The following is an 18,197-nucleotide window of genomic DNA, read 5'->3' as shown; positions in this document are numbered from 1 at the left end:
GTTTCCCGTAAAGAAAATCCGTTTTTCTTTTTGTAATTTTGTAACATGGAGATGACCTATTTAATTATTGGATTTATTGCCGGGGGAATTCTTGGTGCTGTGATTTTGTATTTTGTGCTGAAATCATCAATGGTTTCACGAAGTTCTTATGATGAACTTAATAATTTACATATTAAAAACAATTCAGATCTGGAAAATTCTAATCTTAAAATTCAGGAATTAAGTCAGAATATTAACAAAGAAAAAGAACAGAATCAACAGCAGACAGACCTATTAAATGATCTGAAAAATGAGTTTGCAAAAATCTCAGCAGAACATTCATCTTTGAATTCTCAGTTTCTTGAGCAAAAACAATTTAACACAAAACAAACTTCTCAAATTGAAAATCTTCAGACTGAAAAGCAGACTCTATTTGCTAAAAATTCTGAGCTTTCCGCCATCAATGAAAGCTTGCAAAAGTCTCTTGAAACCCAAAAAGGAGAGATCACAAAAATTCAGGAGGAATCTAAATTGCAGTTTGAAGTTTTAGCCAATAAAATTTTAGAAGAAAAAACCGAAAAGTTCACAACTCTTAATCAGAATAATCTTAAATTGATCTTAGACCCTTTCCAGGAAAAGATCGCAGATCTCAAAAACAGAGTAAATGAAGCGTATGAACAGGAAAATAAGGAACGCTTCTCTCTTGCTGAAAAAGTAAAAGAATTGGCCGAGCTGAATCAACAAATCTCTGAAGATGCCAAGAAATTAACAAGAGCATTAAAAGGCGAAAGCAAAACCCAAGGAAACTGGGGCGAAATGATTCTCGAAAGTATTCTTGAAAAATCAGGTTTAGTAAAAGGAAGAGAATATTTTCTTGAACATGAACTTCGCGATGAAGATAATAAAGCTTTATTTTCAGAATTTTCAGGGAAGAAAATGCGTCCTGATGCCGTTATAAAATATCCTGACGAAAGAAATGTGATCATTGATTCTAAAGTTTCATTAACCGCTTTTACCGAATTGGTTGACGAAACTGATCAGGATGTTTATTTAATTAAGCTTAATCAGCATTTATCTTCAATAAAAACTCACATCACTCAATTAAGCCAAAAAGCTTACGATGATTACGGGAAATCTCTGGATTTTGTGATGATGTTTATTCCAAGTGAACCAGCGTATATTGCGGCAATGCAGGCAGACCAAAACCTTTGGAATTACGCTTATGAAAGAAGAGTTTTATTGTTAAATCCAAGCAATTTAATTACTTCATTAAAGTTGATCGCTGACCTTTGGAAACGTGAATATCAAAACAGAAACTCCATGGAAATTGCGGAAAGAGGAGCAAAATTGTATGATAAATTTGTTGGTTTCGTAGATAATTTAGAGAAAGTCGGAAAGAATTTAGACCAAGCTAAAAACGTTTACAACGAAGCTTACAAACAACTTTCTACTGGAAATGACAACTTGGTTATTCAGACTCAGAAATTAAAATCTTTAGGAATAAAGAATAAAAAAGACCTTCCACAAAGTATGATCGATAACTCTAATAACCTTTTAGAATCATAAAAATGATTGAAAGTTTTCAAAACGAAAAGATAAAAAATATCACAAAACTTCTTGCAGACAACCGATTTAGAAAAAAATCAGGTGTTTTCGTAGTGGAAGGACAACAGGAAAACGAAAGAGCTCAGAAATATGATTTTGAAGCAGTGGAGTTTTTCATTTGTGAAACCATTTTTAAAGGACAAACTCCGGAAGGAAAAATTCACTTTGTTAATGATAAAGTGTATGAAAAAATAGCATACAGAGGTAGTTCTGAAGGAATTATTGGGGTTTATAAAGCTAAAGAGAATCATTTAAATACATTTAAGCCTAAAGAAAACTCTACGGTCATTATCGTTGAAGGTGTTGAAAAACCGGGAAATTTGGGCGCAATTTTGAGGAGCTGTGAAGCTTTTGGCGTAGATGCCTTAATTGTAGCAGATGGTAAAACAGATTTTTATAATCCGAATGTGATTCGTTCTAGTGTTGGGTGTCTTTTTGGAATGGAAGTATTTCAGGCTGAAAATGAGGAAACATTGGAATTTCTTCAAGAGAATCAATTCAATATCTATACAACGATTATGGATGAGAGTTCTGAAGATCTATACAAAAGAGATTTTAAGAAAAAATCTGCTGTTTTATTCGGCACAGAACATTCGGGGTTAAGTGATTTCTGGACAGGAAAAGGAAAGAATACCTTAATTCCTATGACAGGAAGCATTGACTCTTTAAATTTAAGCAACGCCGTTGCCATTACATGCTATGAAGCATTGAAACAAAAGAAAGGGTAATAATTTGTTGTTGGTTATTGGTTGATTGTTGCGGGTTACAATTATTACTTATCACCAATTACTTATTACTCATAGATATAAAGCATAAAAAAACCGATTCACTAGGTGAACCGGTTCTTTTATTTTTAGGTTGAGGCTAAAATTATTTTTTAGCAGCGTCAACAGCTTGTTTAGCGTCTTTAGCAGCACCTTTAGCAGCATCAGCAGCACCTTTAGCAGCGTCAGCAGCACCTTCAGCTGTTTTCTTAGCAGCATCAGCAGCAGCAGCAGTAGTTGCAGCAGCAGCATCTTTAGCAGCACCTACAGTAGCAGAAGCAGCAGAATCAACAACAGTAGCAGCAGAATCAGCTACAACAGCAGCAGAATCAGTAGTAGCTACAGCAGCAGAATCAGCAGTACCTTCAGTAGAAGTAGCTTCAGTTTTTTTACAAGCAACTAGAGAGATTGCAGCGATAGCAGCTACGAATAATGACTTTTTCATAATAAATTAAATTTAATTTTGTTAATATTGTTTTATTAAAATTTTCTTTCGTTCTGTTATTTGAACAAGACAAAGGTATAGCAGATACAAAAGTTGTTTATGAAAAATAATTGTAATACCTTTGTAAAATAGTTTTACAAATAAACTTAACTGATAATCAGTAATTTAATTATATTTAAAAAATTGACAGATTTAGATCTATTACATTTTGAGCAGCTAAAAAAGGATGTCCAGGCTCAATATTTGAAAGAATACACTCCTTCCTATGATGATATTTCAAAATGGAAGGGTATAGATATTATATATTTCCAGGAAGATCTTCGTAAAAAGGCAAAAGGAAACATTAGCGAAAAATCTTTTTACACTTATTTCAAAAACTCTCCGGTTACCAAATTACCCCGCATCGATATGCTCAACTTATTGAGTATCTATACGGGTTACGACTCATGGTATGAATTCAAAAAGCAGCACCTTTTTGCAGGAGAATTGTTACAGGAAACAGAAGATTTAAGTGAAGAAGATATACAGGAATTAGAAAAAACAGTTGAAAATTCACAAATTTTTCCAAATAGCGAGATTCAGCCTAATAAAACAACTCAAACCGAGCAAGAAAACATTGATTTACAAAAATCAAACACTGAAAATCAAATAGTTAATCAAAATCAAGAATCAAAAAAAATATCTGATTCTGAGCCTGTAAAACCCAAGAAAAATTTCTTAAAAAAGAACGCCTGGGCATTTATAACCTCAATTTTGGTGATTGCAACCGGACTTTTAGGTTTTAAGGATGAAATTTTTCTGAAAGAATATAAATATTGTTTCACAGATGCAGACAGAGGAACTTCAGTAATCAATACTTTAGAAATAAAAGTAATCAAGGAAAATGAATCTCCAATTCTTTACAGAATAAAACCGGGTGAATGTTTTAAATATTCAACCAAGGATAAGATCCTGAAAATGGAGATCAGAGCACCTTTTTACGAATATTTAACTGTAAACAGAAGCTTAGAAAATGCTCCCGAAGAAGAAATGATAGAACTGAAGCCGGATGATTACAAAATGGCCGTCAATTATTTCTCAGTAAAAGATGCTAATGGCAATCCTGAGCTTCTTAAACAAAAACGCAAGCAATTAGAAAACCTAATCAGCAATAACGCGACTATTTATCAGGTATATGATAATGCTACGTATGGCATTGAAACCTTAGATAAACAGAAATACATTACCTTAGTAACAACCCCTACAACTTCCCTTAAAAACCTAAGTGTAATCGAAATGAAAAAAGATAAGGGAAAAATAGTATCCATCAAATTTAAAATTGCAAGTACAGATGAAAAGAATAAATAATTTTTTAATTTTTGCAATAATGCTTCTTGCTCTCGCTGCCTGTAACAATAAAAAAACAGAGGTAAGTGATCTTGAAACACTTAGAAACAGTAATAATAAAAAAAGCTATCCCGCAGTACAGATGGATAGTGCTCAGGCAATAAATTTCATTACCAAGCAAAAAGTTCAGGAACTTTTGGATTTGTCTACTTTGTATCTGTCTGGAAATAAAAATACGGAGATTGATACTGTAATTTATTCTCAAATGGGAAGCTATTTTCATAAACCGGATAGCACGACATTCAAAAAACTATTCCGTGAGCTGGATAGTTTAAAGGTAAAAAGCGTAAAAGTGAATAATTTATCTGTTTATAAGGATTATTATAAAAATGACACCCTTGATTACGCGAAGTTTAATGTAGAATATTTTGACGACAAAAACAGATCATTGGGAACATTTGAGAAAAATGCACAGTATATTTTAATGTCGGCGCCTATTAAATTTAAAAAAGAATTTAAGTTTTACTTTCTCAATTTCTACTCTTCTCCTTTGAAGAAAGACAGCACATCGGTCGGAGTAACCAAATAGTCTAAAGGAATATCATTTTCCCAGACATCATCAATAAATTCATCGGGGTTAAAGTAATTAACTCCGATTTTTATTGATTCCGGGGAAATCGATTGAAAAAATTCATCATAAAAACCTTTTCCATAACCTACCCTATTTCCTTTTTTATCGCAATAAAGTAAAGGAGTTATGACGTAATTAAAGTCTAAAACTTTAGAATCTACACTAGAAAAGGGCTCTGAAATATCCCAATGATTAATTTCAAACTGAGTGTCATTGAAAATTTCTACCGAAATTAATTTTGCCTCCACAATTTTAGGAACAAAGACTCTGATATTTCGACTTAAAAAATAATCAATGAATATTTGAGTATCAATTTCTTTAAACTTTTCAATTGGAATAAAAACATGTACTTTCTGACCAGAAACTGGTTTAAAATATTCAATTAAATTTTCAAAAACCTTTTTAGATAACAAGAAAGCCTCATCAGATGACAAGGCTTTTCTTTTTTGCATATATTCTTTTCTTAGCTCAGCTTTTAACATTCTAATTAAGCTTTTTCAGAAGGCTCTATAATTTTATATAATTTGTCTGATAAACGAACTTTAAACGGAAGCTCAAAAGTGATTTGATCTCCAACTTTCGCCGTTTCACAAGGACCTCCATTGGCAAAAATTTCAGTAATTGTAACTTCTTGCTCACCGGTTGTCGGCCCTGAAATTAATACTTTATCACCAATTGAAAGCTCCTTGTTTTCAATTAAGAACTGAGCAATTTTTGATTTTGAGTAATAATGTTCGCCCTTTCCAATCAGTACTTTTTTAATTTTTATTTTCTGGCGAATATCTTTGGTTTCAGCTGTTGTAGCCTTTGCTAAAGTTTGAGTGGACAGATCTCCGGAATTTTTAAACTTTAAAGCCTCAGATTTTCCTTTTCTGAAGACTTTATTGCCAACCTGCAATCCTTTTCTTAACGCAACCTGTTCTGTCCTAGGCAAATGTATAATCTCCAGACATTCTGTAGAACATGTATTTTCCATCGCTGCCTTACATTCATCACATTGAATAAACAATAAATGACAGGCATCATTTGCACAATTGGTATGGTTGTCGCAAGGTTTACCACATTGGTGACATTGCGCAATAATATCGTCTGTGATTCTCTCTCCAAGTCGGTGATCAAATACAAAGTTCTTACCTATAAATTTACTTTCAATATTTTCTTCCTTGATCTGGCGCGTATATTCAATAATTCCACCTTCTAATTGGAAAACATTTTTAAACCCTTGATGTTTGAAGTAAGCACTGGCTTTTTCACAACGGATTCCGCCTGTACAATACATTAACAGGTTCTTATCTTCTTTAAAATCCTGTAATTGTTCATTAATAATCGGCAAACTTTCTCTGAAATTTTCCACATCCGGAGTAATAGCACCCTCAAAATGTCCTACTTCACTTTCGTAATGATTTCTAAAATCTACAACAATTGTATTCGGGTCTTCAAGCAAGTTATTAAATTCCTGTGCTTTTAGGTGAATTCCTTTATTGGTAACATCAAAAGTTTCATCATTCAAACCGTCAGCGACAATTTTATGTCTGACTTTTATCGTCAATTTTAAAAAAGAATGATCGTCTTGCTCAACCGCAACATTTAAACGAATTCCCTTCATGAAGTCATACACTTCCAATGTATCGCGAAATGCTTCAAACTGATCCGCAGGCACACTCATCTGAGCATTAATACCTTCATGGGCAACATAAATACGGCCCAATGCATCAAGTGCGTTCCAGGCTATAAATAATTCGTCGCGAAATTTTTTGGGATCTTCAATTTTGGCATACGCATAGAAAGACAATGTAAGACGTTCCTTACCAGCTTCATCAATAAGTTGAGCTCTTTCTTCTGCGCTTAAGGTGTTATACAGTTGCATGCTATAAACGTTTTAAGTGAGAAAAATATTTTTGCAAAGATAGGAATTTTTTGATTTGGTTGCTAGTTGATGGTTTTTGGTGATTAGTTTTATTTATAAAACCTTGACAAGGAAGCCAGCTTTCGGATAAAATCTTAATTCAAAATTTAACCTTTATGACCAAAATGACATCTATACCATGTCAAATTGTCCTTTAATATAATTTTAAGTTTTGTTAATTGACCTTTATAATTATGACATAACACATAAATTATTGCTATTCCTGTTAAATTTTAGTTAAAATTGAAACATATCATACTAATCGCATACCTATCTAGCATTAAATTTGTTTACTGTAAAACATAAAATTAAAAGAAGATATACAATGAAGAGTACTTTAAAAAAACTATTACCATTTGCCGTAGTAGGGGTTATCTCAGGAGCTACTACCGTTGGCACAATACAATATTTCGGTCACAATTCTAATAATGAAGACCAGGGTTATTTTAAATCTGCCTCAAATGTTTCGTTCGCCGGCATGAATACTGGTGCTGTGGGTGACGACTTCGTAAAAGCTGCAAAAACTACGGTTCCGGCTGTGGTTACGATTAAAAATTATCAAAGCAGAACTTCGTCAAACAGAGCATCTGAACAGGATCTATTTGATTTCTTTTTCGGTGATCCGTTTGGAGGTAAAGGAGGGCAGCCAAGACAAAAGCAGCAACAACAGGTTCCTGACAATATGCCTTCAGGAATGGGTTCAGGGGTAATTATTTCGCCGGACGGATATATTATTTCCAACAACCACGTTGTAGCAGGCGCCAATAAATTAGAAGTTGTGTTAAGCAACAAAAAATCTTATATCGCAACATTAGTAGGAACAGACCCTAATACAGATATTTCATTATTAAAAATTGAAGAAAAGGGATTACCTTATTTGAATTTTGCTAATTCTGACAATATTGAAGTAGGACAATGGGCTCTTGCTGTAGGTAACCCGCTTGGATTAAATTCAACGGTTACTGCAGGTATTATTTCTGCTAAAGGAAGAGGAATCGGAATTTTAGGAGGTCAGGGAAAAGCAGCCAACCCAATTGAAAGTTTTATTCAAACCGATGCTGCCATTAACCCTGGAAATTCAGGAGGAGCGTTAGTGAATACAAATGGTGAGCTTATTGGGATCAACTCTGCAATCCAGTCTACGACAGGATATTATCAGGGATACGGATTTGCTGTTCCGGCTAATTTGGCCAGAAAAATTGTTGAAGACATCAAGAAATTCGGAATCGTACAAAGAGGATTCCTTGGGGTACAGTCTCTAGATCTTTCTGATGATATGCAGGTTCAGGCTTACAACAAACAGAAAAAGACTAACATCAAGTCTGGTTCAGGAGTTTATGTTACAGGCTTCGGAGATAGCAGCGGTGCAGAAGATGCAGGTTTGAAAATTGGTGACGTTATTACTAAGATCGATAATTCCGATGTTACAGATTTCGCTGATTTATCTATTGCTATCGGAAGCAAACGACCAGGTGATAAAGTACAGGTTGCTTACCTAAGAAACGGTAAAGAAAATATGACAACCGTAACCCTGAAAGACCAAAAAGGCGGAACTTCTACAAGAACAAAGGCTGATTTAAGTATCGGAGAAAAAATCGGAGCAGATTTTGAACCACTAAGCGAAAGATTCAAAACAGATTATGGATTGACGAGCGGTGTTGTTGCTAAAAATGTATCAGAAGGCAGCGAAATGGCCAAGATCGGAATCGTAGATAATTACATCGTAGTAGAGATCAACGGCAAGCCTGTAAATTCGCAAAAAGACGTTGAGAAAATACTTGATAAATACCAAGGAAACGTACAGGTAAAATTTGTAGATGAATACGGAAGAATTTACACGAAAGGTTTCAAAATGCCTTAATAAAAATTTAGACTAAACATTCTCATATCACAAAAAAGCCGCTACAAAATTTGTAGCGGCTTTTTTTATTTATGATTTATTGTTCATTTTCTCGGCAATCCTTTTTTTCTTCTTCCTCTCATAAATAACTTCTACAATCTTACCTCCGATCCAGGCGAAAGGGAAAAACGTAAGGAAAATAGATATTTTATAAAACGTAGGATGATAAGGAAAAATAATAACATCCAACATGGCTATAAACAACATGATAAAGCCAATAAGGATAGCATAAGCCACTTTAGCATACTTCACGATGATTGCCGTCGCCACACCTCCAAAAGTACTCCCTAATCCGGAAATAAACAAAAGGAAGCCAAAGAAAGCCCCGTCATCTTTCATACTGTAAAGAAACCTCTGCCAATGCTCAAAAGGAGCAAACGCTTCAAAAGTAACCCACTGCGGAAAAGCCCTTATACCAAGAGTGATAATAAGCCCCGCAATAGCAAGCCCCATCAAAACCGCAAATGTATTTCTTAAAAAGCTCATTAATCCTGGTGTGCGATCATAGAAATTTCAATATCAACATTTTTAGGCAAGCAAGAAACCTGCACAGTCTCACGAGCCGGAAAGCTCTCAGCATCTAAATAAGACGCATAAATATCATTCATTACAGCAAAATCATCCATACTTTTAAGAAAAATACTCGCTTTTACAACGTTTTTGAATGTCATTCCAGCTTCAGTAAGAATTGCTTCAAGGTTTTTCATTACTTGGTGCGTTTCTTTTTCAATTCCTTCTACCAATTTACCAGTTGCAGGATCTACAGGGATCTGACCGGAAATATATAGTACTCCGTTTGCAAGATTTGCCTGAGAGTAAGGTCCGATAGCCGCAGGTGCATTCACTGTGTTAATCACTTTTTTCATATGTAGTTACTTATTTTTACTAAGGTCATATGCGATCACTATCTTCTTTATTGGTCTGTTAGATAATTTAGTCAACAGTGATTTCATTAGAATTTATTTTGGGTGCAAATATAAAATTTATATTCAAATATCAATATGATATTTAGAAAGGAGCATTTGGCTGTGTGAAACTTCTGTCTTTATACTTCAAGGCATCACTTAAAATATTAGCTTTTATACCAATAAAAAAGTCGTACACTTTATACTGTCCGAAAGGAACCCAGTTAAAGTTAATGGTAAAACTTCGCTGGTCTCTTGAGAAGCCAATCCTCGTATACGCCAATTCCTTCGTTACCATGTCGTAGTGGGTACTTCCGTTGATGTTCCAGAAAGGAGTCAGTTTAATGCTACCATCCAGCCCTACAGATGCCATTCTTGTAGGAATTCTATTTCCTGAAGTTTTTGTATAGGCATAATTAGCATTCACATTCAACGTCCAGGCCTGATCGAAACGAGCATAATTATCATCATCAAAATAATAATTCTCATTTCTTATTTCTCCTTTTGATTTATATTTTTTAGCGTAATCGGTTTTTGCTCCGAAAATTTCACTGCTTAAAGGATAAGATAGCTGAACATTAAATCCCTGTACACTAAAATGACCAAACTCCTCCGTTCTGATCCCGCCAGTATCCTGTCCCGGAAGATAGATAATTTTATACGGATCTAAAGACAAACTTGTATTTACATTCAATTTATTATTAAAGAAAGATGACTGTCCGTTGATTGTAAAAATTGACCAAGGATGATCGTTAGCCGCAAAATTATAACTTCCCGAAAAGTTTAAAGATTCAAATATTTTAATCTTTTTCACTCCGGTAGAATCACTTTTAGACTTCACTTTCATTTCAATATTGTTCCCTATATTGAATCCTAAAGCTCCAACCAGTCCGCTTGAAGGGCTTCCAACAATACCTCCTTCAAAAATTGAATAAGGCGTTAAAGCTCCTGTTGCGTTATAATAGTTTTTATAATATCCAAAGCCCGAACCTCCAAAGTCAGGAGAGTAAGTAAATCCGATACTTGGCGTCATCATATGTCTTAAAGCTTCCACGACAGCCCCTTTTTTAAATTTCATCATTCCATACAACGTTGTCTGAATACTTGCTGTTGTAGAGAATGTAGAGTATCCGGTAATTCCTTTATTGGTTTCAGTAATGTCCTTATTCGCAATAGGATCGTAAAATTTATTGATTGTTTTTGTTGTTAAAGCGTTATCAACATTTGCGCCTAATGTGAAGGTGAAATATTTTGCAAGCGTGGTGTTGGTAGACAAAGCAATATTATTTTTAAGCCCTGTTTCCATTTTCTCCCACATTTCTTTTTTGAAAAGCTCGCCTTCTTCGGTTCTTACAAAATTCGTTAAATTAATTCCGGTATTTACCGTGATATTTTCCAACAAACCGGATCTTACCCCTGTTTTAGATTTAAACAAATAAAACTGATTGATCGCAACATTCATTTGTGGCAAACGTAAATCCGCCTGCCCTGTTGCAAAATTCTGAGAATAAGAAGTTGTTCCCGTGATCGTAATCGGTAACTTCAAGAATCTTTTCGTGATCGTTACGGTTGAGTTTTGCTGAGTATTTAATACATTCTGATTTAAAATATAATTGTTATTCAGCGTGTTGTTATAAAATTTAGTACTTACGATATCTACGGAAGCCGAGAACGTTAAAAAGGGATTTGCTTTTGTATCCTGTGTATGTCTCCAGGCAATTCTGTAGGTACTGTTTTTATTATAGTCATCAAGACCTTTGATCCCTCTCACCATCGTTCCGACATCTGCGGAGAAGTTTCCGGAGTAGCGGTATTTTTTCAGATAGTTCATTTCAGGTCTTAAATTCCAGCTTCCTTTTGTATAAATATCGGCAAGGACTTTAAGGTCAAAATGCTCTCCTATCGGCTGATAATAACCCAATCCGTTTAAAAAGAAACCTACATCCTGCCTTTCCCCAAAACTAGGAATCAAGATACCCGCTGATCTCTTTGAAGAAAATGGTAAGATCGCAAATGGCATAATTAAAGGTGTCGGAACTCTTTCAATATATAATTGAATCGGTCCTGTAATGATCTGAGACTTTTCTTTAGTTTTAATTAATTTAATATTGGAAGCAAGCATGTGATAATCCGCTGCAGTATCTTTTTTCTTGATAAAATACTCATCGGTTGTATACAGCGCATTTTTCATCGCAAAGACAGAATCGTTATATTTTTTTGTCTTTTTGGCGATAATTACCCCTTCACTTTCTTCAGTACGGGCGTTGTAAGCGATCGCCTGTTTCGTTTTGGTGTTATATTGAAACTCGTCGGTCTCATATTTTTTTCCTGCCTGCGTTGTAATTACAGGCTCTATGATTTTCCCTAAAGAATCCTGTTTACCTCTCGCATACATTAGACTTTTTTGTTCATCTATGGAGATATAATCTGCATCAATCTGCATATCCTGATACTTCACCTGAGCTTTTTTGTTCAGGTAAATCATCTTTTTAGGGAAGTCTCTACGGATATTATCTGCTTTGGTCTGAAGAATATCTTCTAAAGACTCTTTTTTTACAACAATGGTATCCTTTTTGGAAATAGTATCATTAACCGCATTTTTAGGCAATTTTTCAGACGTTTGCTGTGCTAAAAAACTGTTAAAAATTAGGATAATTGAAATTTGTAATATATTTTTGAAGACGGTTTTGACCAATTTTTGTATATATTTATAATGTATATAATTCAGGCTCAAAATTAATATAATTTTTAAAACTGTAAGATGCACAAACAAAATTTTAAAATAATTTTATCATTTCTCCTAATACTGGTCTGTAATTTTATTTTTTCACAAAAGAAATTCACCATCGTTTTAGATGCCGGACATGGGGGAAGTGACCATGGAGCCAATAGAAATTACGCAGACATCGGAAGAGTCGCAGAAAAGGATGTTACCCTTGCCGTTGTGTTAAAAATTGGTAATATGCTGGAGAGAAATAAGGACTTTAAGGTAATTTACACCCGTAAATATGATGAATATCCTTCTTTATCGGACAGAACCAACCTTGCAAACAGGAGCAAAGCAGATCTTTTTGTGTCGGTACACTGTAATTCCGCACAAAGATCCGGAGCTTACGGAACTGAAACCTATGTTCAGGGGCCAGATCAAAATGATACCAACCTAGAAGTTGCAAAAAGAGAGAATGATGTGATCTTTCTTGATGAAAAAGATAAACAGACATTTGGTTCTTACGACGCAAGTTCTCCCGAATCATTAATTGCCCTAAAACTTCAGCAAAGCAAATATCTGGAATCCAGTCTTCTTTTGGGCGGATTGGTAGAAGGAAATTTTGTTGAAAAAGATAAAAGATTCTCAAGAGGGGTTTTCCAAAAGAACTTACACGTTCTTCGTATGAATGCGATGCCTTCTGTACTTATTGAAACAGGATTTATCAATCATCCGGAAGAAAGTCATTATCTGGCATCAGAAAAAGGCCAGGATGAAATTGCACAAAGTATCTATAATGCCATCATCGATTACAAAAAAGCGGTTGACAGAAAATCAGGAGGAGCCTACAGTTCAACATCCAAAAAACCTGAACCTGAAAAACCTGTTGAAGTTGCCTTGAAAAATGATTTCAGAATACTATTAATGAGTTCTCCTACGAAGTATAGCGACAACGATCCTGCTTTAAAAGGATTAAACTACATTCTTCCGATCAAAGAGAACGGACAATACAAATACTATTACGGAGTAACCAACATGGCCTCAGTGAAAGATATTAACCTTAAAACAGCCAAAGATGCAGGATTTAGAAATGCATTTGCAGTTGGATTTATGCCTAATCAAAAATTAAGCACCGGATATTACACTATTGAAGTCTATGCAGGTGAAAAATTAAATGGTAATTCATTTATCATACAAACCCTGAAAGATGTTGAAAGAAACAAAGAAGACGGTACTTTCTACTATACTTACGGAAAAGTATACAGTTTAGAAGACGCAGTGAAACTTCAGAAAGAGATTGAAGCTAAAGGAGTTAAAAATACGGTCATTCAAAAAGTTTATAAATAGTAAAAAATAATTTTGAAGTTTGAAAGTTAATTTCTACTTTTGCAACCTCAAAATTTGGTCTATTCGTCTAGTGGTTAGGACTCAAGGTTTTCATCCTTGCAACAGGAGTTCGATTCTCCTATAGACTACAGAAAAAAGTATTCTGATACGCAAAAATGAGAGAAAATTGAAAAATTTTATTTAATTTTGCAACCGCATTTATTCTTAAATTAGAGAAAATAGGTGAAAAACATTAAATCCCTGATGTTCTATGATCCTGAATTAAGAAAAAGCAAAATGATGAATACTAATTTATTAAATCCAAAGGATGTATTTCCGGAAAGATTTACAAATAATTTTATATCATGCCGGATTTAAAAATACAAGAAGCCAAGTTGCTTTTTAACAAAATCCACTCTAACCCCAAAAGTTACGATTTAAAGATCAATGAAGATGGGATAACAGGCAAGGATGATAAAATAAGTTTCAGACTTTACAAGAGTGGAGAAAGAGGAGCGATGGAAGTTACAATTGACGGACTAACCTTCACCAACACCACCGGAGAATGGAACAATGCAATGATAATGTTGGAAAATATTATCAAAAGAATAGATAAAGAACAAGAAAATTTTAAAATAGAACAAGCAATAGATAAGCTTAAAAAGTACCTTTCAGAAGAAAATTAAAAATTTTCAAAAAAAGTCAAAAATAATTTGGCAGGTATCAAAAAAGTTTTTATTTTTGCACTCACATTTAAACGATATGGCAAATCATAAATCAGCATTAAAAAGAATAAGACAAAACGAAGTTAGAAAAGTTCGTAACAGATACTATCACAAGACTGCTAGAACAGCTTTGAAGGTTTTAAGAAATGAAGAAGACAAAGCTGCTGCTGTAGAGCAATTGCCAAAAGTTATCTCTTTATTGGATAAATTAGCTAAGAAAAATATTATCCACAAAAACAAAGCTGCTAACTTAAAAAGCAAACTAACTAAGCACGTTAATAAACTAGCTTAATAAGAATAGTTGGCCCGTTCGTCTATCGGTTAGGACCTCAGATTTTCATTCTGGTAAGAGGGGTTCGACTCCCCTACGGGCTACAAAACTTAATTACTACTAACCGGGTAATTAAAATAAGAGTTGAAACTTATAAAAACAAAAATACTAACCCTGTAATTTGATTACAGCTTGGTAGATGGCCCGTTCGTCTATCGGTTAGGACCTCAGATTTTCATTCTGGTAAGAGGGGTTCGACTCCCCTACGGGCTACAAAAGAGACTTTATTTTTAAAGTCTCTTTTTTTATTTTGCATCACAAACTATTCTTCACATAATTTATTCTGTAATAATTATAAAAAAGCTTATCTTTGCATTCATCAGATGATAAGATGTATACAGTATGCAAATTCAAAGAAAAACATTAGCTCAGGAAGTAGCGGAACGATTAATCGAAGGTATTCTTAATAATGAATATCCTGTAGGTGAAAAATTACCTATCGAACCAGAGCTGATGAAAATCTACGGTGTAGGAAGATCAAGCATACGAGAGGCTATAAAAATCTTATCAATTAAAGGGGTATTGAGTGTGCAACAGGGTGTGGGAACTTTTGTCGTTTCTAAAAACATTCAGGAATCATTGGATACTCAAATGAGCAAAGCAGAAATTGAAGAAGTTCTTGAAGTACGTTCTCTCCTAGATTCAAAAATTGCGGCAAAGGCAGCCATCAATCATACTGAGAAAGAATTAGAAACCATTAAATCTTATTTGGATCTCAGAGGTCAGCTCGCAGAAGAAAATAAAGCGCAGGAATGTTATCTGGCAGATATTAATTTTCATGTCTCAATCGCTGAAGCTTGTGGAAATGCCCTTTTAAAGGAAATATATAAAATTGCCAGCAAAAATATTCTCAGAACCTTCGAAATTAATCATAACAACAACACTGCCTCATTTAAAATCTCACAGAAGATACATACGGAACTTTATAATAGCATAGAAAACAAAGATCCAGAAAAAGCCGCACAAATCGCGCAAAGGATCGTTGAAAGAATGTATTAAAGAAATTAAAAACAATTAAAATCACAACAAAATTCATCAGATGACAAGATGAATATAAAACTACTACTCTATGGATAACCTACAGACCAAAACAATTGATACCAATAAAATTGTTTATCCAATCTTATTTATGATCAGTTTTTCTCATTTTTTGAATGACCTGATCCAATCTACGATTCCATCATTATATCCAATTCTGAAAGGCGAGTTTAGCTTATCCTTTTCGCAGATTGGGATTATTACTTTGGTATTTCAGCTAACAGCTTCAATATTACAGCCGTTTGTAGGAATTTATACCGATAAAAAGCCAAATCCGAGATCTCTAGCCATCGGAATGGGATTATCAATGGCAGGACTTTTACTTTTGGCATCGGCTCATCAATATTATGTCATCTTAATTTCAGTTGCGTTGATCGGAATGGGTTCATCCATATTCCATCCGGAAGCTTCAAGGGTTGCCCAACTCGCTTCGGGTGGACAAAAAGGACTTGCTCAATCTATTTTTCAGGTAGGAGGTAATTCAGGAAGCGCAATCGGGCCACTACTGGTTGCGCTTATCGTGCTTCCTTTGGGTCAGGGATATGTTGGGCTGTTTGCCATCGCCGCTTTCATCGGAATTATCCTTTTATGGAGAATCGGAAACTGGTATGCTGAAAGATTAGCGTTCAAAAAAACAGCGAAACACAAAGATGTGGTTGCCAATATCCAGCTATCAAGAAAAAAAGTAATCTTTTCTGTGAGTATTTTACTGGCCTTGGTATTTTCAAAATACATCTACCTGGCGTCAATGACGAATTATTTTACCTTCTTCCTTATCGATAAATTTCATATTTCAGTAAAAGATTCTCAGTTATATTTATTTATGTTTCTTGCAGCAGTTGCAATCGGAACAATTTTAGGCGGAAAATTGGGCGATAAATATGGTAGAAAGAAAATTATCTGGGCTTCGATTTTAGGAGCTGCTCCGTTTACACTTTGCCTTCCCTATCTTTCTTTAGTTTGGACGATCGTATTTGCCATTATCATCGGGTTGATCATTGCTTCAGCATTTTCTGCTATTTTGGTCTATGCCACAGACCTTATGCCAGACAAAATAGGTTTAGTTGCCGGATTATTCTTCGGGTTCATGTTCGGGATGGGCGGAATTGGTTCTGCCGTTTTAGGTGCAGTAGCCGATGATACAAGTATTGAATATGTATTTAAGATCTGTGCATTTTTACCTTTAATGGGTATTATCACTGCTTTTTTACCTAATATTCAGGGTACGAAGAAAAGTAAATAAGTTTTAATAATTAATTTTACTATTCATATAGTTTGTCATCTTATGTTTGTAAAATATTAATTTAGGAAACATAGGATGACAAAATGGATGTTTATTCTTGAGCTTCAAAAGTAAGATTTAACAAAAAACCTCTTTACTATATGATTTGATAGATCTAACGATAGCCGCAGCTAAGTTATCCCCATCAGAAATTACAGTTTTCAGATCGATTGTAGTCGCACTGTTTATATTTTATTTGCAGTTGAGAATATTTTTAAGGAGCAAAAAGTAAATCAATTAAAATTGATTTGATGAAGCTTATGGATTTTTGACAGCATAATTTTTTAATGAAACCCCCCGGTGACTTCGAGAACCTCAGTCACCGGGGTTTTATAAATTAAGTACACAGTTGGTGGCTGAGGCTCTCGAAGCCACCATTAATTATTTAAATTCCAAAGTTGATAAAAACACTCAATCGGGATTTTGCTTCAATATCTCCTCCCGCCAAATTAGAATACACAGGAAGCATCACTTCACTTCCCAGACTAAACTTTTTATAAGAAGCTTCAAAACCCAATTTTCCATACAAAGCACTTCCTGCGGTATTGGGCAGATCTTCACGAAATTGTTTATTCCGATCATACACTTCTCCCTGCATTCCGGCTTTTCCTGAAAAAATTACTTTTTCATTGGTGATAAGTTGATAGAATCCTGTGGCAGAATAATTCCATTGGTTTCCAAAATCATAATGCTTCTTGTTCTCTGTTTTAATGGTATAATCTGTGTTTAAAAGAGCAGCAACTTTATTTTTCTGAAATTTGTAATTCAAAACCATCTGATAATCCCAGCTTCCTGTTCCCAGCTGAAAACTCGGATTCACGCCTGTAATTCCTTTTTCATCAAACTTTCCCAACGGGACTTTTACTCCGACCCCTCCATTTAATTGATGAATATTATCTTTTGAATTGATCAGCTGAAAAATTCCCATCACATTTAAATCTCCAATTCCATTGATTTTAATATCCCCCTGCATCGTTTTCTTTTCATGAAAGTGAAATGGCAAACTCGCGTACACACTTAGCTTTTTAGTTAAAGGAATTTTCCCCCAAAGTTGAATAGTATTGAAATATTGATCCTGCGATAAATTTTTTACAAATAGATTCTCTTTCGCCTTATAATGTTGTGCAAAATATTTAATCCCTATAAATTGTGGATTTAACAAAGACTCAAAACCAGAAGAACCGTTTCCTGCAGCGCATCCGCAGGCATCGCAATCATCAAAAACCATTTCATTAAAATCAGTAGGAATATAAAGACTGTCACTGATTGTTTTAGCCTGAAATAAATTACATAAAATCAAGCTTATTATTAAAAATATTCTTTTCAT

17 protein-coding genes and 3 tRNA genes are annotated in these 18,197 nt (G+C 34.4%); 13 read left to right on the top strand and 7 right to left on the bottom strand.

Annotated features, from left to right (window positions below):
• The first annotated feature begins 45 nt into the window (after nucleotides 1–45).
• Complete coding sequence (rmuC, locus tag BT156_RS03690; RefSeq protein ID WP_394332852.1) at nucleotides 46–1,545, top strand: DNA recombination protein RmuC; 1,500 nt, start codon at nucleotides 46–48, stop codon at nucleotides 1,543–1,545.
• A 2-nt stretch (nucleotides 1,546–1,547) separates the two neighbouring features.
• Nucleotides 1,548–2,312 carry a TrmH family RNA methyltransferase gene (locus tag BT156_RS03685; RefSeq protein WP_072407329.1) on the top strand — a complete coding sequence of 255 codons (765 nt, stop codon included), beginning with the start codon at nucleotides 1,548–1,550 and terminating at the stop codon, nucleotides 2,310–2,312.
• 142 nt (nucleotides 2,313–2,454) lie between these two features.
• On the opposite strand, the gene BT156_RS03680 is transcribed toward BT156_RS03685, so the two are convergent.
• Complete coding sequence (locus BT156_RS03680) at nucleotides 2,455–2,793, bottom strand: hypothetical protein (protein WP_072407327.1); 339 nt, start codon at nucleotides 2,791–2,793, stop codon at nucleotides 2,455–2,457.
• 183 nt (nucleotides 2,794–2,976) lie between these two features.
• On the opposite strand from BT156_RS03680, the gene BT156_RS03675 reads away from it, so the two are divergent.
• On the top strand, nucleotides 2,977–4,140 hold the full coding sequence (locus BT156_RS03675) for a hypothetical protein (RefSeq protein WP_072407326.1): 1,164 nt from the start codon (nucleotides 2,977–2,979) through the stop codon (nucleotides 4,138–4,140).
• 19 nt (nucleotides 4,141–4,159) lie between these two features.
• Nucleotides 4,160–4,708, top strand: a complete 549-nt coding sequence (locus BT156_RS03670) for a hypothetical protein (protein ID WP_228429977.1) — start codon at nucleotides 4,160–4,162, stop codon at nucleotides 4,706–4,708.
• Here the strand turns inward: BT156_RS03670 and BT156_RS03665 are convergent.
• Both BT156_RS03665 and trhO read right to left on the bottom strand, forming a co-directional pair.
• Nucleotides 4,657–5,232, bottom strand: a complete 576-nt coding sequence (locus tag BT156_RS03665; protein WP_072407323.1) for a 5-formyltetrahydrofolate cyclo-ligase — start codon at nucleotides 5,230–5,232, stop codon at nucleotides 4,657–4,659. The two genes, BT156_RS03670 and BT156_RS03665, sit on opposite strands and share 52 nt — an antisense overlap.
• A gap of 5 nt (nucleotides 5,233–5,237) precedes the next feature.
• The gene (trhO, locus tag BT156_RS03660) at nucleotides 5,238–6,617 is read right to left on the bottom strand and encodes an oxygen-dependent tRNA uridine(34) hydroxylase TrhO (protein WP_072407321.1); all 1,380 of its coding nucleotides are present in this window, start codon (nucleotides 6,615–6,617) and stop codon (nucleotides 5,238–5,240) included.
• Between the two features lie 364 nt (nucleotides 6,618–6,981).
• Here trhO and BT156_RS03655 point away from each other — a divergent pair, with 364 nt between their 5' ends.
• Nucleotides 6,982–8,517 (top strand): trypsin-like peptidase domain-containing protein, encoded by a 1,536-nt coding sequence (locus tag BT156_RS03655; protein WP_072407315.1) that lies wholly within the window; start codon nucleotides 6,982–6,984, stop codon nucleotides 8,515–8,517.
• A gap of 69 nt (nucleotides 8,518–8,586) precedes the next feature.
• On the opposite strand, the gene BT156_RS03650 is transcribed toward BT156_RS03655, so the two are convergent.
• The 3 genes from BT156_RS03650 to BT156_RS03640 all read right to left on the bottom strand — a co-directional run bounded on the left by BT156_RS03650 (nucleotide 8,587) and on the right by BT156_RS03640 (nucleotide 12,156).
• On the bottom strand, nucleotides 8,587–9,042 hold the full coding sequence (locus BT156_RS03650; RefSeq protein WP_072407313.1) for a hypothetical protein: 456 nt from the start codon (nucleotides 9,040–9,042) through the stop codon (nucleotides 8,587–8,589).
• Entirely contained in the window at nucleotides 9,042–9,422 is a 381-nt protein-coding gene (locus tag BT156_RS03645; protein WP_054512082.1) for a RidA family protein, read from the bottom strand. The genes BT156_RS03650 and BT156_RS03645 overlap by 1 nt, the downstream gene beginning before the upstream one ends.
• A 142-nt stretch (nucleotides 9,423–9,564) precedes the next feature.
• Nucleotides 9,565–12,156 (bottom strand): putative LPS assembly protein LptD, encoded by a 2,592-nt coding sequence (locus BT156_RS03640; protein ID WP_072407750.1) that lies wholly within the window; start codon nucleotides 12,154–12,156, stop codon nucleotides 9,565–9,567.
• Nucleotides 12,157–12,222: 66 nt separating this feature from the next.
• Here BT156_RS03640 and BT156_RS03635 point away from each other — a divergent pair, with 66 nt between their 5' ends.
• From BT156_RS03635 to BT156_RS03600, 8 genes are all read left to right on the top strand, one after another.
• Nucleotides 12,223–13,515, top strand: a complete 1,293-nt coding sequence (locus BT156_RS03635; protein WP_072407312.1) for an N-acetylmuramoyl-L-alanine amidase family protein — start codon at nucleotides 12,223–12,225, stop codon at nucleotides 13,513–13,515.
• 56 nt (nucleotides 13,516–13,571) lie between these two features.
• Nucleotides 13,572–13,643, top strand: a tRNA-Glu gene (locus tag BT156_RS03630).
• Nucleotides 13,644–13,859: 216 nt separating this feature from the next.
• Nucleotides 13,860–14,180 carry a hypothetical protein gene (locus tag BT156_RS03625; protein ID WP_066752973.1) on the top strand — a complete coding sequence of 107 codons (321 nt, stop codon included), beginning with the start codon at nucleotides 13,860–13,862 and terminating at the stop codon, nucleotides 14,178–14,180.
• A 76-nt stretch (nucleotides 14,181–14,256) separates the two neighbouring features.
• On the top strand, nucleotides 14,257–14,511 hold the full coding sequence (gene rpsT / locus BT156_RS03620; RefSeq protein ID WP_066752975.1) for a 30S ribosomal protein S20: 255 nt from the start codon (nucleotides 14,257–14,259) through the stop codon (nucleotides 14,509–14,511).
• Between the two features lie 11 nt (nucleotides 14,512–14,522).
• A tRNA-Glu gene (locus BT156_RS03615) sits at nucleotides 14,523–14,594 on the top strand.
• 97 nt (nucleotides 14,595–14,691) lie between these two features.
• Nucleotides 14,692–14,763 (top strand) — tRNA-Glu (locus BT156_RS03610).
• 129 nt (nucleotides 14,764–14,892) lie between these two features.
• Complete coding sequence (locus tag BT156_RS03605) at nucleotides 14,893–15,549, top strand: FadR/GntR family transcriptional regulator (protein WP_072407311.1); 657 nt, start codon at nucleotides 14,893–14,895, stop codon at nucleotides 15,547–15,549.
• A gap of 70 nt (nucleotides 15,550–15,619) precedes the next feature.
• A complete protein-coding gene (locus tag BT156_RS03600; protein ID WP_072407310.1) occupies nucleotides 15,620–16,831 on the top strand; it encodes an MFS transporter in 1,212 nt (403 codons plus the stop codon).
• Nucleotides 16,832–17,255: 424 nt separating this feature from the next.
• Here the strand turns inward: BT156_RS03600 and BT156_RS03595 are convergent, their stop codons facing one another.
• Complete coding sequence (locus tag BT156_RS03595) at nucleotides 17,256–18,197, bottom strand: transporter (RefSeq protein WP_072407309.1); 942 nt, start codon at nucleotides 18,195–18,197, stop codon at nucleotides 17,256–17,258.

It is taken from the genome of Chryseobacterium limigenitum (assembly GCF_900114875.1).
Classification (GTDB): Bacteria; Bacteroidota; Bacteroidia; order Flavobacteriales; family Weeksellaceae; genus Chryseobacterium; species Chryseobacterium limigenitum.
This window is presented reverse-complemented; position numbering and strand designations above follow the sequence as displayed.

Coding starts and splice junctions, on each gene's coding strand:
- rmuC (WP_394332852.1), top strand. CDS start 46: ATGGAGATGACCTATTTAATTATTGGATTTATTGCCGGGGGAATTCTT.
- BT156_RS03685 (WP_072407329.1), top strand. CDS start 1,548: ATGATTGAAAGTTTTCAAAACGAAAAGATAAAAAATATCACAAAACTT.
- BT156_RS03680 (WP_072407327.1), bottom strand. CDS start 2,793: ATGAAAAAGTCATTATTCGTAGCTGCTATCGCTGCAATCTCTCTAGTT.
- BT156_RS03670 (WP_228429977.1), top strand. CDS start 4,160: ATGCTTCTTGCTCTCGCTGCCTGTAACAATAAAAAAACAGAGGTAAGT.
- BT156_RS03665 (WP_072407323.1), bottom strand. CDS start 5,232: ATGTTAAAAGCTGAGCTAAGAAAAGAATATATGCAAAAAAGAAAAGCC.
- trhO (WP_072407321.1), bottom strand. CDS start 6,617: ATGCAACTGTATAACACCTTAAGCGCAGAAGAAAGAGCTCAACTTATT.
- BT156_RS03655 (WP_072407315.1), top strand. CDS start 6,982: ATGAAGAGTACTTTAAAAAAACTATTACCATTTGCCGTAGTAGGGGTT.
- BT156_RS03650 (WP_072407313.1), bottom strand. CDS start 9,042: ATGAGCTTTTTAAGAAATACATTTGCGGTTTTGATGGGGCTTGCTATT.
- BT156_RS03645 (WP_054512082.1), bottom strand. CDS start 9,422: ATGAAAAAAGTGATTAACACAGTGAATGCACCTGCGGCTATCGGACCT.
- BT156_RS03635 (WP_072407312.1), top strand. CDS start 12,223: ATGCACAAACAAAATTTTAAAATAATTTTATCATTTCTCCTAATACTG.
- BT156_RS03625 (WP_066752973.1), top strand. CDS start 13,860: ATGCCGGATTTAAAAATACAAGAAGCCAAGTTGCTTTTTAACAAAATC.
- rpsT (WP_066752975.1), top strand. CDS start 14,257: ATGGCAAATCATAAATCAGCATTAAAAAGAATAAGACAAAACGAAGTT.
- BT156_RS03605 (WP_072407311.1), top strand. CDS start 14,893: ATGCAAATTCAAAGAAAAACATTAGCTCAGGAAGTAGCGGAACGATTA.
- BT156_RS03600 (WP_072407310.1), top strand. CDS start 15,620: ATGGATAACCTACAGACCAAAACAATTGATACCAATAAAATTGTTTAT.
- BT156_RS03595 (WP_072407309.1), bottom strand. CDS start 18,197: ATGAAAAGAATATTTTTAATAATAAGCTTGATTTTATGTAATTTATTT.